This window comes from Polaromonas aquatica, from assembly GCF_042659145.1.
Lineage (GTDB): Bacteria > Pseudomonadota > Gammaproteobacteria > Burkholderiales > Burkholderiaceae_C > Polaromonas > Polaromonas aquatica.
Genome location: NZ_JBHSRS010000013.1, coordinates 364,887 through 378,330, shown reverse-complemented (window position 1 = coordinate 378,330; position 13,444 = coordinate 364,887). Strand labels below are relative to the sequence as shown.

Below are 13,444 nucleotides of genomic sequence, written 5' to 3'. Positions count from 1 at the left end.
ATGGCTCAGTTGGGGGTGATCTTGAGATTGAGCCGTTCTATGATTTTTCGATTCTGCTCCGTGGTCACAACCATTTTCTGCCGGAGCTCCTCGACTGAAGCATCTTTTGGTATATCAAGGCTTTGCGCAGCAAGCATTTCGCGCAATTTTGGTGAGTGCACTGCCTTCATCACTTCGTGCTGAATCCGATCACCAAGCGGCTTGGGCATGCTGCTCAGGATAAAGACTCCGATGCTCGCATCAGCCAGGACAAACTCGGGCAACCCCAGTTCTGCAAAGCTGGGCACATTGGGCAGATACGGGGAGCGTGTGGGCGATATGACTGCAAGTCCCTTGATTTTGCCGCTCTTGATCGTCTGGACAACGTTACCGGTCACGGTCTCGAAGCTCAGTTGAACCTGGCCCCCCATCAAATCGACCATGGCAGGGGCCGATCCCTTGTATGGAACGACCAGGATGCTGTCGCCACTTTTTTCCCTGAGCATCTCGCCAAGAAAATGCGAGCGTGTGCCGATGCTGACATTCGCTATGCTTACAGACTTGGGGTTGCGCTTTGCATAATCACTTACTTCTTTAACGTTGTTTGGCGGGAAACTCTCATTCGCAACCAGGACATGAACCATGTTCGCAACTGCCCCGACGTAAGTGAAGGTCTTGACCGGGTCGAAAGGCGTCTTGACGGTGAGCGGAAAGTCGGTGAGCAGACTCGATGGCGCCACCATCAGGGTGTAGCCATCAGCAGGTGCGCTCATCATCGCCCTTTCAGCCACGACAGCCGAACCACCGGGTTTGTTGTCCACCAACACCGGCTGACCCAGATTGGCCCGCAATTGCTCAGCTAGCGAGCGCGCCACGTTATCGATGATGCCGCCAGGCGGCGCTGGAACGATCAGGCGTATGGGTTGATTCGGCCACTCCTGCGCCATTGCGGGTGATACCGCAGCCAGACAGGAGAGGACAGTTATCGCGAAGAGTCTCGGTTTCAATGAATTGAATATCATGGAAGTTCACCTTAAAAAGTGGAGTTCTCAAATAACGAATATCGATGACCCGGTTGTTTTCCGGCCCTCAAGATCACGATGCGCCTGCACAGCATCTTCGAGGGCGTAGCGCTGATTGATCTCTATTTGGATGCGACCTGCCGCCACATGGCCGAATAGTTCATCGACCAGTTCAGCCTTTTCGACCGGATCTGCAATGTAGTCGGCCAAACCTGGACGGGTAATGTATGCGGAACCCTTGCGTGCCAGGATCGCGGGGTCAAAAGGGGGGATTTTCCCGGAGGCAGTACCCACGCACACCAGCAAACCCCGGCGCTTGAGCGAGTCCAGCGAAGACATGAAGGTATCTTTACCCACGCTGTCGAAAACCACGGAGACGCCCACGCCGTCGGTGAGCTCACGCACGCGCTTGGCCACGTCTTCATGGCTGTAGTTGATGATGTGGTCGCAACCGTGGGCGCGTGCCACTTCGGCCTTGGCCTCGGTAGAGACGGTTCCAATCACATTGAGACCCAGAAGCTTGGCCCACTGGGACACGATCAGGCCCACGCCACCGGCGGCGGCATGCAGCAGAATAGTTTCCCCGCCCTGGAACGGGTAAATCCTGCGGCACAGGTAGGAAGCAGATAGCCCCCGCATGGTCATGGCCGCCGCGGTCTCGCAGCTGATGCCTTCGGGCAGCTTGATCAGCGGTGCGGTGGAAATCAGGCGCTGCGTGCTGTAGGCGCCCAGCGTGTTGGTAAAGCCCGTGTAGGTCACACGGTCACCGATCACAAAGTCGGTCACGCCGGCACCGACGGCCTCGACCACGCCGGCCGCCTCGTTGCCTATGCCGCTGGGCAGCGGCACCGGATAGATGCCGCTGCGAAAATAAGTATCAGCAAAGTTCAGGCCCACGGCCACATGCCGCAGGCGAACCTCTCCCGGCCCCGGTTCACCAACTTCAACGTCCTCAAAACGAAGCACCTCGGGCGCGCCCGTTTCGTAGAATTTCACGACTTTTGCCATTTGTTGTCTCCTGTTATGTATGTATCAACGCGGTGGCTTCAGTTCGGCTTGCGCAGGAAGCCCTGGTTGCCTCCCTTACGGTTGGGCGCAAAACCATTTTCCTGAAGCGTCTGGTCCGCCGTTTCGTAGAAGACACCAATCTTCAGAATCTCGCGAGCCTGCTTTCCTGTCGCAATCGGACGACCAAATTCGCCGGCAATACGCACCAATTGCTTGATCTGATCGACGGAGCTGGCCTTGCCCGTGCGGGTCTGGTTCCAAAGCACGTCTTCAATGCCGCAGCGCACATGCAGACCCAGGGCCATGCCGATCATGTTGATGGGCAGCACGTTGAGCACCGAGCTTTCCACCGTGATCACGGCGTTATCGGGCGCAGCGCGCAGGAAGTTGGCCAGGTTGTAGATGTTTGCCTGGTCCATGCCGCCGCTGATGGCAACCCAGTTCATCACCAGTGGGCCTTTGTAGACGCCGCGGCGAATCATCCGCTCTATCGTTTCAAAGCTGTTGATGTTGTAGCACTGGAAGGCGCTCTGGATGCCGGCTGCGCTCAGGCGGCGGATATGCTCTTCGGCCCAGCTGGGGTTCGAGGGCACGATCATGTCCTTGTAGGTGGAATAAAGGTGAGGGAATCCGCGCGAAACGCCACGGAAATCATCTTCGCCCGCATGCTCCGTCACATTCATCTGCGTCGTGTTGACGGTGACAGTCACCTGGTCGGGTGTCGGCGTGAGTTCGGCCAGCATGTGGCGCGTGTCGTCGCTCAACCACTTGGCGGCCGAGCCATCATCTTCGGGTGCGAAGCTGATGGAGCCACCCACCTGGATCACCATGTCGGGCACAGCCTTGCGCACCCCGGCGATCAGCTCATTGAACATGGACAGGCGCTTGCTGCCCTTGCCATCGGCTTCACGCACATGCAGATGCAGCACTGTGGCACCGGCTTCGTAGCAATCCACCGCCTTCTGGATCTGCTCTTCCATGGTGATGGGGATATCTTCCGGAAAGTCTGAGGGAATCCAGCCCGGCGCATAGGGAGCGGCCGTAATGATCAGAGGCTGCTGGTTCTCGGGATAGAGGTGGCCGTCAAGGAAGTTCATGGTGATGGGTCTCCAGGTTGAAATGTGAATATTGAGAATGTCGAGCGAGGCCAAAAACTTGAGGATTCATTTGTGGCGAGGAGAGAATCATCTGGCTTTGCACCATGGACCACTTAACATTCCATGCCTTGGACTTGGCTTTTCATGACAGCAGCTAGCCGTTTTGGAGACGGACTATGTGAGTCCGGGAAAAGGCTTTAATGCTTGGCGTTATTGCGCTGACCGCCAATGGCCTGGCGGTTGCCCGGAGTACCGGGGACGCAGGCCTAGAACCTGTCCACACATTCCTGCAGAGACTGTGTTTATGCAAACGTCCATTCGCGACAAAGGCAAGCAAGGACCTGAAAGACCTTGGCGCAATGAACGAATTACCGGGACGGCTACTGGTCAGAGCTGCATCCTGGTGCCATCGATGCCTTATTTCAATTTCTCAAGAAACGGCGCCAGCAGGTCCAGGGGAAGCGGAAAGACGATGGTCGTATTCTTGTCCGCACCTATGACTGTCAGCGTTTCCAGGTAGCGCAACTGTATGGCCTGGGGTTGCTGCGCCAGTATCTTCGCTGCTTGGAACAGCTTTTCGGAGGCCTGCAGTTCCCCCTCGGCGTGTATCACCTTGGCGCGCCGCTCGCGTTCTGCTTCTGCCTGGCGGGCAATCGCCCGGATCATGGACTCTGTCAGGTCGACCTGCTTGATCTCGACATTGGCAACCTTGATGCCCCAGGAGTCCGTTTGCGCATCAAGCGCCTGCTGGATGTCCATGTTCAGCCTCTCGCGTTCGGCCAGCATGTCGTCAAGCTGGTGCTTGCCCAAAACGGATCTCAGCATGGTTTGCGCAAGCTGGCTGGTTGCGTTGAGATAGTCAACAACCTGGATGATGGCCTTTTGCGGATCTACAACCTGAAGATAGACGACGGCGCTGACTTTTACCGACACGTTGTCGCGCGAGATCACGTCCTGGGTCGGAACCTCAAGCACCACCGTACGCAAATCCACCCGAACAACCTGCTGGATAAGGGGGATGATGATGACCAGGCCCGGCCCCTTGACCTGCTGAAACCGCCCGAGGGTAAAGACAACGCCACGCTCGTACTCGCGGAAAATACGTATCGCACTGCAAGCAAAAATAATGACGAGGAGCAGAATAATCCCGCTGGCAATCCAGTGGAGTTCGATATTCATTTGTATCTCCTTTAGGGTCACCGGGTCTGTCATGGTCGGACGCCCTGCCCTCATCCTATTCCCAATTGCGCGCAGGCGGGAGTAACCACCGCGAACGTGCTGTTTTCGCTCCTGCCAAGGGGTTGCCTCAGGGGAGCGGAACGAACCGCAGTGCGATCGGATTTGCACGCAGCAAGGGGACACGCCCTCACGTGAATGAACGTAAAAAAAAGCCACCTTATGGTGGCTTTTTACATTTTTAGTCGGGCCTGCTTAGTTCAGAGGAGACTTTTTGCCGTCCTTGTACACGTACAAGGTGATCGCCGGGTTTTTCAGTTCGCCATTCGGCTCAAACGCAATGGTAGTGGTCACGCCCTTGAAGTTGGTCTTGATCAGCTCGGGGGTATAGACCTTCGGGTCGGTCGAGTTGGCACGCTTCATGGCATCAACCAGGACAAAAGTCGCGTCATAGGTATAGGGGCTGTAAACCTGAAACTGGTTGGGGTACTTTGCGTCGTAACGCTTTTTCCAGGCTTCGCCGCCAGGCATTTTGGCCAGTGACGCGCCACCTTCAGCACAAACAACATTACCGAGGGTCTTGGCGCCTGCAGCCAGTTTGGCGACTTCAGCCGTACAGATGCCGTCACCACCGAAGTATTTGACGTTGTTCATTCCAAGCTGCTCCATCTGGCGCAGCATGGGGCCGGCCTGCGGGTCCATGCCGCCGTAGAAAATCGCGTCCGGATTTTTGGCCTTGATGGCCGTCAGGATGGCCATGAAGTCGGTGGCCTTGTCCGTCGTGAACTGCTCGTCCACCACGGTCATGCCTTTTGCCAGGGCAGTCTTCTTGAACACTTCGGCAACACCCTGACCATAGGCCGTACGGTCGTCGATGATGGCGACTTTCTTCAGTTTCAGCGCGTCTGCCGCGTAAAAAGCCAGTCCGGCGCCCAAAGCGTTGTCATTGGCAATGATGCGGTAAGTGGTTTTGTAACCCGGCTTGGTCAGGTTCGGGTTGGTTGCAGCGCCCGTGACATGGGGGATGCCGCAATCGTTGTATACCTTGGACGCAGGAATGGTGGTGCCGGAGTTCAGGTGGCCGACCACGCCGGCGACCTTGGAGTCGCACAGTTTCTGTGCCGCGGCTGTGCCCTGTTTTGGATCAGCCGCATCATCTTCAGCAACGATTTCAAACTTGATCTTTTTACCGCCGATAACAATGTTTTGCGCGTTGAGGTCTTCAATGGCCATGCGCACGCCGTTTTCATTGTCTTTCCCGTAGTGGGCCTGCGAGCCCGACAGAGGTGCGACATGGCCGATTTTGACGACCGTGTCCTGTGCTGCAGCCAGGCCACTCAAGGTAGCAAGAGCGGCCACAACTGTCAGTTTTAGTTTCATTTGCATAAAAACACCTCCGGTTAGGAAATTATCGTTAAGGATGAAGAGCAGATTTTTTTACTCTACGGGCGAGAACATATCGCAATTTTCGCGCCCGCACCATAGCAACGTCCCTAGTTCAATGTGGCTAAGCGGGTTTACCCGGGAGGTAGTCGGGCCAGGCGGATTAGTGCACTAAACAATTAGTAACCGGAGCCGTACGAACACCCCGAGATGGGAACCGTCAACCCCGGGCGGCCCAGCAGCCAACCGTTATTCCCGGGCCGGGTGGGCTGGCAACTCTTGCGCCACGGCCTGGCTGACCGACTCGCGCACCACCAGTTCAATTTCCTCGCGCAGGCGCGGGCCCAGGGCCTGGGTATGGGTCAGGATCAGTTGCCCCACCGCTTCCCTCAGGCGCCGCTCCAGTACCAGGTCCACACGCTGCATGACGCGATGCACCACCTGGTCTTCGAGCTGGCTCATGGACGCTGGCTTGGGCGCTTCGGGCGCCAGGAAGCCCGGCACCTGCCCCGGTTGCACAACCTCGGTCAGTGTCGGTACAAAACGCGGCGGGACGGAAGCACTGCTCATGCGGACTCCCGATTGGCCGCGAGATCATGCTGTTTGAGCGCGTAACCCCTGTCCTTGTAATGCTTCCAGCGGCCACGTCCCAGCAGCCGGTCTTCATCATGGCCCGACACAACCTCAATGAAGCGCTCAAACCGTTCAAAGTCGCCTGGGATGGTCTGCCCCAGGTTAATCAATACACTGTCCGGCGGGCAGCCGTCCAGCCGCTCCGCGAGCAGCAGCGGCGTGGCCGCCAGGCTGTGGGCACTCGCAGTGGCCAGGCAATGCGGCACAAATTCGGTCGGGGAAAACTGCCATAACAGCTGATCAAGCTCGCCCAGGAGGCCTGGCTCTGCCATCACAACCGCCTTGATGCCGTTGCGGTGAACCTTGCGCAGCAAACGGCAGCCGTACAGCAGTTTGTCGGGCACATTGAAATGAAATTCAATTTCTGTCATGCCGCGCGAGGTTTTGAGGCGGGCTTGCGCACTGGCCTGGCCCCGGTAGCCGCCTTACCGGCCTGTTTTGCCTTCGTTTTTGCGATCGGCGTGGCCTGGCCCAGCAGATAGTCCACCAGTAGTGCCACGGGCCGGCCGGTCGCACCTTTGGCCGCACCGCTTTTCCAGGCCGTACCGGCAATGTCCAGATGCGCCCATGGAAATTTGGCTGTAAAACGCTGCAAAAATTTTGCGGCCGTGATGGCGCCGCCCGCGCGGCCCGCAACATTTGCAACATCGGCAAAATTTGTTTTCAGCCCTTCCGCATAGTCTTCGTCAAGCGGCAGGCGCCAGCACAGGTCGAGCGATGATTCACCGGCATCCGAAAGCGCTTTGGCAAGCGCATCATCACTGCTGAACATGCCGCTGCGCACGCCTCCCAGTGCCACCACGCAGGCGCCCGTCAAGGTTGCGATATCAATCACGGCCTGCGGCTTGAAGCGTTCGGCATAAGTCAGGGCATCACACAACACCAGACGCCCTTCTGCATCGGTATTGAGGATCTCTATGGTCTGGCCGCTCATGCTGGTAACGACGTCCCCCGGCTTGATGGCATGACCATCCGGCATGTTTTCACAGGCCGGGATCAAGCCGATCACGTTGATCGCGGGTTTCAACTCGGCCAGAGCCCTGAAAGTGCCCAGCACGCTGGCGGCGCCGCACATGTCAAACTTCATTTCATCCATTTCCCCTGCCGGCTTGATGGAGATGCCGCCCGTGTCAAAGGTAATGCCCTTGCCCACCAGCACCACAGGCGCTGCCGCTTTTGCGGCGCCGTCATAGCGCAGCACGATAAAACGCAAGGGCTCTACGGAGCCCTGAGCCACGGCCATGAACGATCCCATGCCCAGCTTTGCGACCTCTTTGGGACCTAGAACATCGGCCTTGACCTTCGGCAGCTTGCCCAGTTCCTTCGCAGCCCCCGCAAGCAGGATCGGCGTGGCGTGGTTGGCCGGGCGATTTCCCCATTCCCTGGCCAACGCAATGCCCTTGGCAAGCCCGACCCCTTTGTCAAAGCCCGCCTGAGCCCTTGATCCGTCGGTAACGGCCAGCACCACACGCTCCAGTGCAGCGGTCGCGGCCTTCGATTTGGTCAGGGTGTAGGCATAGCCTGCATCACCACAAGCCACCACCGCAGCCCGCACGACTTCCACGGAAGGCTCATTCAAAGCGGCCAGGCTGAGGACAACGCGCCTGATATTGCCGTTTTTGAGTCCATTCATGGCGGCCGTCACGGCGGTTCGCACGTTTTTCGGACTGCCGTCGCCTACCCCCGCCAACACCAGGCGGGTGGCCGCAATGCCCACCGTACGGTAGCCGGCCAGCAGCTTGCCCGGCTTTGCTTCAAAGTCACCAGACTTGACCGCCAGCGCCGCGAGTTGCGATACCGGGTCATCGCCAGCACCCTGCGCCAAGGCCTCCTGCGAAATGAGCACCACCAGCGCATCACATTTTTCAGTGCAAACACGGGCGCGGGTCAATGTTTTGAGTTCAAAGTCCATAATTGAAGGTCTGGCCGATCAGAAATAAATAAAGTAAAAAGCCAAAAGCGATTTTCAGTCAATGTTATTCCAATCTTCGATTCGCAGAGAGCTCGCCCGCAGCTTCGGGGCTACGCTGGTAGTTCTTATCACCATCGTCCTGACCATTGTGCTGATCCGCACGCTCGGCCAGGCGTCCCGCGGCGTCATCAGTCCTCAGGATGTGATGCTGTTCATGGCCTATTCCACGCTGGGTCGCCTGCCCACCATCCTGACACTTTCGCTTTTCATTTCCATGGTGAGCACCCTGACACGCATGTACCGCGACAGTGAAATGGCCGTATGGTTCACCAGTGGCCAGGGACTTGCGGGCTTTTTAAGGCCGATGCTCCGCTTCTCATGGCCGGTTTTGCTGATCATCGCCCTGATGTCCCTTTTTGTCTGGCCCTGGACCAACCAGCAGACCAAGGACATGCAGGAGCGCTACGGCGGCCGCAGCGACCTGGACCGCGTAGCGCCCGGGCAATTCCAGGAATCCTCCAGCGGCAGCCGGGTTTTTTTCATAGACCGGGATGCCTCCGTCGACCAAAAATCGAGCAGCAATGTCTTCATCGCTGCAAATGAAAGGGGCAAAAGCTCGGTCACGACTGCACGCTCCGGCCGGATAGAGACCACCGGCGACAGCCAGATGCTGATCCTTGAAAAAGGACAACGGCTTGAAAACGAAATAGGCAAGTCAGCGCTGAAGGTCAGCGACTTCGAGGAATATGGCACCAAGACGGGCGATTCTGCCCAGCTCGATACCAGCGAACCGGACGCCAAGCTGCTGTCCATCCCCGCTTTGATCAAGGCTCCGACCCGTGCAAATGTCAGCGAGCTGGCCTGGCGGATCGGGCTGGCGCTGGCGGCGATCAACTTTGTGGTGCTGGCCGTTGCGCTGGCCAGCGTCAACCCGCGGGGCGGACGCAGCGGGAACATGATTTTTGTGGTGCTGACATTTCTGGTTTACAACAACCTCATCAACCTGGGGCAAAGCTGGGTTTTTGGTGGCTCCATCGGCTTCGGGCCCCTGTTGGTGCTGCTGCATGGCGGTGTCTTCCTTCTTGGAATCGCCTGGCTGGCCAAACGCCATAACAACTGGACCTTGCGGGCAGCATTGCGCTCTTCGCGCCGGCCAGCCGGGGCAACACCAGGCGAGGCATCGTCATGAAAACCATTCGTCGCCTGATTTACGGCGAAGTGCTGGCCTCGATTGCGATGGTGGCACTGGGTTTCCTGGCCCTGTTTTTCTTTTTTGACCTGGTCGACGAACTGCAATACCTTGGCAAGAACAATGGCTTGCCGACTGCAAACGACATTTACCAGATCAGGCATGCGCTGCTTTATGTACTGCTACTGGTGCCCAACCATCTGTACGAACTGCTGCCCATCTCCGTGCTGATAGGGACCATTTTTGTCATGGCCAGGCTTGCCCAGAGCTCGGAATACACCATCCTGCGCACCAGCGGACTGGACCCATGGCGGGCCCTGAAATTGCTGCTCGGCCTGGGTGCCTCTTTTGTGGTCCTGAGCTTTCTGGTGGGGGACTATTTGGCGCCGGTCAGCGAACGGGCGGCACAGCTGCTCAAGGCGCGTTACCAAAGCGCCATCACGGTGGGGCAAACCGGCGCCTGGCTAAAGGAAAAACAGGCCTACAACACCTATGTTGCCAACGTCAAAACCCTGTCGACCCGCAACGAAATGCAGGGCGTGCAGATTTTTGAGTTTGACAACAAGGGCCTGGTTGTCTCCACGACCCAGGCAGCAGTAGCCACATTTGGGGAGGATGACTCCTGGATTTTGGCAAATGCCACACGCACCGAATTCGACATACCGACGGGAAAAGCCCTGCCTCCAGGCCCTGGCAAGCAGGCTGCCGGCGTGACCCGCAATACGCTGGAAAGCTTCCGTTGGCCTACAGAAATCACGCAGGAGATGGTGTCAGTCGCGCTTCTCAAGCCGGAACGCATGAGCACAGTCGACCTTTTTAACTACATTCGCCACCTGAATGCCAATGGCCAGACGGCCCAGCGTTATGAAATCGAGTTCTGGAAAAAGGTCTTTTACCCGCTCAGTTGCCTGGTCATGGTGATATTGGCCCTGCCCTTTGCCTACCTGCACTTTCGATCGGGCGGCATTGCCACCTATGTGTTTGCCGGCGTGATGATAGGCATCAGCTTCTTTTTGCTCAACAACGTTTTTGGCTATGTCGGCAACCTGCAGAAATGGCAGCCATGGGTAGCAGCGGCAACACCCGGACTGCTTTACATGGCGATTTCCCTGGGGACCTTTGGCTGGCTGGTGCTAAGGCGCTGAATTCATGATCACCGGCATTATTCTTCTCGCCCATGGCTCGCGTGACCCGCAATGGCGCCTGCCGATTGAAGCCGTGGCATCGCAGATCCGGCAGCGCCAGCCGGCGACGCAGGTACGTTGCGCCTACCTGGAGCTTTGCACCCCGACGATGGCCCAAGCCGCTATTGATTTAATAGCTGGCGGCGCCCGCCGTTTAAGGGTTTTCCCCCTTTTTCTTGGTGTAGGCCGGCATGCGCGCGAGGACTTGCCTGTGCTGGTCGAAAATATCCGGGCTGCACATCCTGGCGTGGAAGTTGAGCTCCTCCCCACTGCGGGTGAATACCCCGCGCTGACCTTACTGATGGCGGATATAGCGCTTTCCTGATTCTTTCGTATCGGCGCGAAGCGGCCAGCTGCAGCGCACTCTTAGCGCATTTCAGGCATAATAAAATCAATAATTAGTCTGGATTCGATATGAACCTTCATCAATTCCGCTTTGTTCAGGAAGCGGTCCGCCGCAACCTCAACCTCACCGAAACCGCCCGAGCCCTGCACACCTCCCAACCGGGCGTTTCCAAAGCCATCATCGAGCTGGAAGAAGAACTTGGCGTTGAGATTTTTGCCCGTCACGGAAAACGGCTGAAACGCGTCACCGAGCCCGGCGACCATGTCCTCAAAAGCATAGATGTCATCATGCGCGAGGTCGGCAACCTGCGGCGTATCGGCGAGCAGTTCTCGGCGCAGGACAGCGGCACCCTGTCGATCGCCACTACCCATACGCAGGCCCGCTACGTGTTGCCGCAACCGGTTGCCAAATTGCGCGAGGCCTTCCCCAAAGTCAATGTCAGCCTGCACCAGGGCTCACCCGACCAGGTCGCCAAAATGGTGATTGATGAAGTCGCTGAAATCGGCATTGCCACCGAATCGCTGACCCAGTACGCCGAACTCGTGACCCTGCCCTGCTACGAGTGGCAGCACGTTCTGGTGTTGCCGCTGGCTCATCCGCTGGCAAGCAAGGAAAACATCACGCTGGAAGACCTGGCCGCCGAACCCCTGATCACCTACCACCCGTCTTTCACGGGCCGTACCAAGATTGACCAGGCTTTTGCAGCCAAACGCCTGGAGCCGCGGATCGCTCTGGAAGCCATCGATTCGGACGTCATCAAAACCTATGTGCGCCTGGGCCTGGGCGTGGGGATCGTTGCAGAAATGGCCATCAAGGATGATGGCACCAACAGCGACCTGCTGGCCATCCCGGCTGGCCCACTATTCGGCGTCAACATTGCGCGCGTGGCCTTCAAACGCAGCGCATACCTGCGCAATTTTGTCTATACATTTGCGGAACTGCTCGGCGACAAGCTGAACCGCAGCCTGATCGAAAAAGTCATGTCAGGCCACATCAGCGACTACGAAGTGTAAAACCCGGAAAACATTCGAAACCATGAGCACAGTCATTGAGCGTACGCCGCAACTGCAAACCAAATTGCCAGCTGTCGGCACCACCATCTTTACAGTGATGTCCACGCTGGCATCGGAAAAAAATGCCGTCAACCTGGGTCAGGGCTTTCCTGACTTCGAGTGCGACCCGAAACTGGTCAACGCCGTCACGGATGCCATGACCAGCGGCCTCAACCAGTACCCGCCCATGGCCGGTGTGCCGGTGTTGCGCGAAGCGATTTCCGCCAAGCTGCACAAGCTGTATGGCCGCAGCTACAACGCCAACACGGAAATCACCGTGACGGCAGGCGCCACACAGGCCATCATCACGGCCATCCTCGCCGTGGTGCATCCGGGCGACGAAGTGATCGTGCTGGAACCCTGCTACGACAGCTATGTGCCCAACATCGAACTGGCTGGCGGCGTGGTAGTTCGCGTTCCCCTCACACCCGGCACCTTCCGCCCCGACTTTGACAAGATCAGTGCCGCCATCTCACCAAAAACCCGCGCCATACTGATCAACTCGCCACACAACCCCAGCGCCACGGTGTGGACAGAGGCCGACATGCTCAGCCTGCAGGACATCCTGGCACCAACCGACGTGCTGCTGATCAGCGACGAGGTGTACGAACACATGGTGTTTGATGCCGACAAGGGCCAGACACACCAGAGCGCAGTCCGTTTCCCCGGTCTTGCGGCGCGCGCCTTCATTGTCAGCAGCTTCGGCAAGACCTACCACGTCACGGGCTGGAAGGTCGGCTATGTAGCGGCCCCCGCCGCCCTGACAGCAGAATTCCGCAAGGTGCACCAGTTCAATGTATTCACCGTCAACACGCCGGTGCAGTACGGACTGGCCAGCTACATGCTTGACGCACGGCCCTATCTTGAGCTGCCGGCTTTTTACCAGCGCAAGCGCGACCTGTTCCGTAGCGGACTGGCCAAAACACGCTTCAAGCTGCTGCCCAGCGAAGGCAGTTATTTCCAGTGCGCGGACATTTCAGAGGTCAGCGACCTGGGCGAAGCCGATTTCTGCAAATGGCTGACAAGCGAGATCGGCGTGGCTGCGATTCCGCTATCGGCGTTTTACGGCGATGGTTTTGACCAGCGCGTGGTGCGCTTTTGTTTTGCGAAGAAAGATGAAACACTGAATGCGGCCATCGAGCGGCTGGCAAAGCTGTAGTCCATCGCTGTCGTCATTTGCTGACGGTTGAGCGGGCCTTGTACCTAGCTGCTTCTGCCCCGTTCCCGGCAAGAATAAAGGCAGACCACAAGGAGTGTTTTTATGTCTCTCTCGCTCATCCTGCTTATCGTTCTTATCCTTATCCTGGTTGGTGCCCTGCCGACCTGGGGCCACAGCCGTAGCTGGGGTTATGGCCCAAGCGGTGGTGTGGGCCTGATCGTCCTCATCCTGGTTGTCCTGCTTCTGATGGGCCGTATTTAAATCCCGCACCACTTCAAAAGCCTGACATCAACCGCTCAGTTAT

At 57.8% G+C, this 13,444-nt stretch carries 14 protein-coding genes; 6 read left to right on the top strand and 8 right to left on the bottom strand.

Annotation, left to right across the window (positions count from 1 at the left end; all coding sequences use genetic code 11):
• Window positions 1-5 precede the first annotated feature (5 nt).
• The 8 genes from ACFQND_RS05930 to ACFQND_RS05895 all read right to left on the bottom strand — a co-directional run bounded on the left by ACFQND_RS05930 (window position 6) and on the right by ACFQND_RS05895 (window position 8,210).
• Window positions 6-1,001 carry a Bug family tripartite tricarboxylate transporter substrate binding protein gene (locus ACFQND_RS05930; RefSeq protein ID WP_371435734.1) on the bottom strand — a complete coding sequence of 332 codons (996 nt, stop codon included), beginning with the start codon at window positions 999-1,001 and terminating at the stop codon, window positions 6-8.
• 27 nt (window positions 1,002-1,028) lie between these two features.
• Window positions 1,029-2,009, bottom strand: a complete 981-nt coding sequence (locus ACFQND_RS05925) for a quinone oxidoreductase family protein (RefSeq protein ID WP_371435733.1) — start codon at window positions 2,007-2,009, stop codon at window positions 1,029-1,031.
• Between the two features lie 38 nt (window positions 2,010-2,047).
• Entirely contained in the window at window positions 2,048-3,106 is a 1,059-nt protein-coding gene (locus ACFQND_RS05920) for a BKACE family enzyme (protein WP_371435732.1), read from the bottom strand.
• A 417-nt stretch (window positions 3,107-3,523) separates the two neighbouring features.
• Entirely contained in the window at window positions 3,524-4,285 is a 762-nt protein-coding gene (locus ACFQND_RS05915) for a slipin family protein (RefSeq protein ID WP_371435731.1), read from the bottom strand.
• 252 nt (window positions 4,286-4,537) lie between these two features.
• A complete protein-coding gene (locus ACFQND_RS05910) occupies window positions 4,538-5,668 on the bottom strand; it encodes a branched-chain amino acid ABC transporter substrate-binding protein (RefSeq protein WP_371435730.1) in 1,131 nt (376 codons plus the stop codon).
• A gap of 246 nt (window positions 5,669-5,914) precedes the next feature.
• On the bottom strand, window positions 5,915-6,235 hold the full coding sequence (locus ACFQND_RS05905) for a hypothetical protein (RefSeq protein WP_371435729.1): 321 nt from the start codon (window positions 6,233-6,235) through the stop codon (window positions 5,915-5,917).
• A complete protein-coding gene (locus ACFQND_RS05900; RefSeq protein ID WP_371435728.1) occupies window positions 6,232-6,669 on the bottom strand; it encodes a DNA polymerase III subunit chi in 438 nt (145 codons plus the stop codon). Before ACFQND_RS05900 ends, ACFQND_RS05905 begins: the two co-directional genes overlap by 4 nt.
• Window positions 6,666-8,210 carry a leucyl aminopeptidase gene (locus ACFQND_RS05895; protein ID WP_371435727.1) on the bottom strand — a complete coding sequence of 515 codons (1,545 nt, stop codon included), beginning with the start codon at window positions 8,208-8,210 and terminating at the stop codon, window positions 6,666-6,668. The genes ACFQND_RS05900 and ACFQND_RS05895 overlap by 4 nt, the downstream gene beginning before the upstream one ends.
• A gap of 61 nt (window positions 8,211-8,271) precedes the next feature.
• Between ACFQND_RS05895 and lptF the strand changes: the two genes are divergently transcribed.
• The 6 genes from lptF to ACFQND_RS05865 all read left to right on the top strand — a co-directional run bounded on the left by lptF (window position 8,272) and on the right by ACFQND_RS05865 (window position 13,401).
• A complete protein-coding gene (lptF, locus tag ACFQND_RS05890) occupies window positions 8,272-9,399 on the top strand; it encodes an LPS export ABC transporter permease LptF (RefSeq protein WP_371435726.1) in 1,128 nt (375 codons plus the stop codon).
• Window positions 9,396-10,544 (top strand): LPS export ABC transporter permease LptG, encoded by a 1,149-nt coding sequence (lptG, locus tag ACFQND_RS05885; protein ID WP_371435725.1) that lies wholly within the window; start codon window positions 9,396-9,398, stop codon window positions 10,542-10,544. Before lptF ends, lptG begins: the two co-directional genes overlap by 4 nt.
• Before the next feature lie 4 nt (window positions 10,545-10,548).
• Window positions 10,549-10,908, top strand: coding sequence for a sirohydrochlorin chelatase (locus ACFQND_RS05880; protein WP_371435724.1), 360 nt, complete (start codon window positions 10,549-10,551; stop codon window positions 10,906-10,908).
• Window positions 10,909-10,997: 89 nt separating this feature from the next.
• Window positions 10,998-11,942: a CysB family HTH-type transcriptional regulator gene (locus ACFQND_RS05875; RefSeq protein WP_371435723.1), complete on the top strand. Its 945-nt coding sequence runs from the start codon at window positions 10,998-11,000 to the stop codon at window positions 11,940-11,942.
• Between the two features lie 22 nt (window positions 11,943-11,964).
• Window positions 11,965-13,140, top strand: coding sequence for a pyridoxal phosphate-dependent aminotransferase (locus tag ACFQND_RS05870; RefSeq protein WP_371435722.1), 1,176 nt, complete (start codon window positions 11,965-11,967; stop codon window positions 13,138-13,140).
• A gap of 102 nt (window positions 13,141-13,242) precedes the next feature.
• Complete coding sequence (locus ACFQND_RS05865) at window positions 13,243-13,401, top strand: DUF3309 family protein (protein WP_371435721.1); 159 nt, start codon at window positions 13,243-13,245, stop codon at window positions 13,399-13,401.
• Window positions 13,402-13,444 lie beyond the last annotated feature (43 nt).

Excerpts from the sequence above, each read along its gene's own strand:
- ACFQND_RS05930 (WP_371435734.1), bottom strand. The coding sequence starts at position 1,001 with ATGATATTCAATTCATTGAAACCGAGACTCTTCGCGATAACTGTCCTC.
- ACFQND_RS05925 (WP_371435733.1), bottom strand. The coding sequence starts at position 2,009 with ATGGCAAAAGTCGTGAAATTCTACGAAACGGGCGCGCCCGAGGTGCTT.
- ACFQND_RS05920 (WP_371435732.1), bottom strand. The coding sequence starts at position 3,106 with ATGAACTTCCTTGACGGCCACCTCTATCCCGAGAACCAGCAGCCTCTG.
- ACFQND_RS05915 (WP_371435731.1), bottom strand. The coding sequence starts at position 4,285 with ATGAATATCGAACTCCACTGGATTGCCAGCGGGATTATTCTGCTCCTC.
- ACFQND_RS05910 (WP_371435730.1), bottom strand. The coding sequence starts at position 5,668 with ATGCAAATGAAACTAAAACTGACAGTTGTGGCCGCTCTTGCTACCTTG.
- ACFQND_RS05905 (WP_371435729.1), bottom strand. The coding sequence starts at position 6,235 with ATGAGCAGTGCTTCCGTCCCGCCGCGTTTTGTACCGACACTGACCGAG.
- ACFQND_RS05900 (WP_371435728.1), bottom strand. The coding sequence starts at position 6,669 with ATGACAGAAATTGAATTTCATTTCAATGTGCCCGACAAACTGCTGTAC.
- ACFQND_RS05895 (WP_371435727.1), bottom strand. The coding sequence starts at position 8,210 with ATGGACTTTGAACTCAAAACATTGACCCGCGCCCGTGTTTGCACTGAA.
- lptF (WP_371435726.1), top strand. The coding sequence starts at position 8,272 with ATGTTATTCCAATCTTCGATTCGCAGAGAGCTCGCCCGCAGCTTCGGG.
- lptG (WP_371435725.1), top strand. The coding sequence starts at position 9,396 with ATGAAAACCATTCGTCGCCTGATTTACGGCGAAGTGCTGGCCTCGATT.
- ACFQND_RS05880 (WP_371435724.1), top strand. The coding sequence starts at position 10,549 with ATGATCACCGGCATTATTCTTCTCGCCCATGGCTCGCGTGACCCGCAA.
- ACFQND_RS05875 (WP_371435723.1), top strand. The coding sequence starts at position 10,998 with ATGAACCTTCATCAATTCCGCTTTGTTCAGGAAGCGGTCCGCCGCAAC.
- ACFQND_RS05870 (WP_371435722.1), top strand. The coding sequence starts at position 11,965 with ATGAGCACAGTCATTGAGCGTACGCCGCAACTGCAAACCAAATTGCCA.
- ACFQND_RS05865 (WP_371435721.1), top strand. The coding sequence starts at position 13,243 with ATGTCTCTCTCGCTCATCCTGCTTATCGTTCTTATCCTTATCCTGGTT.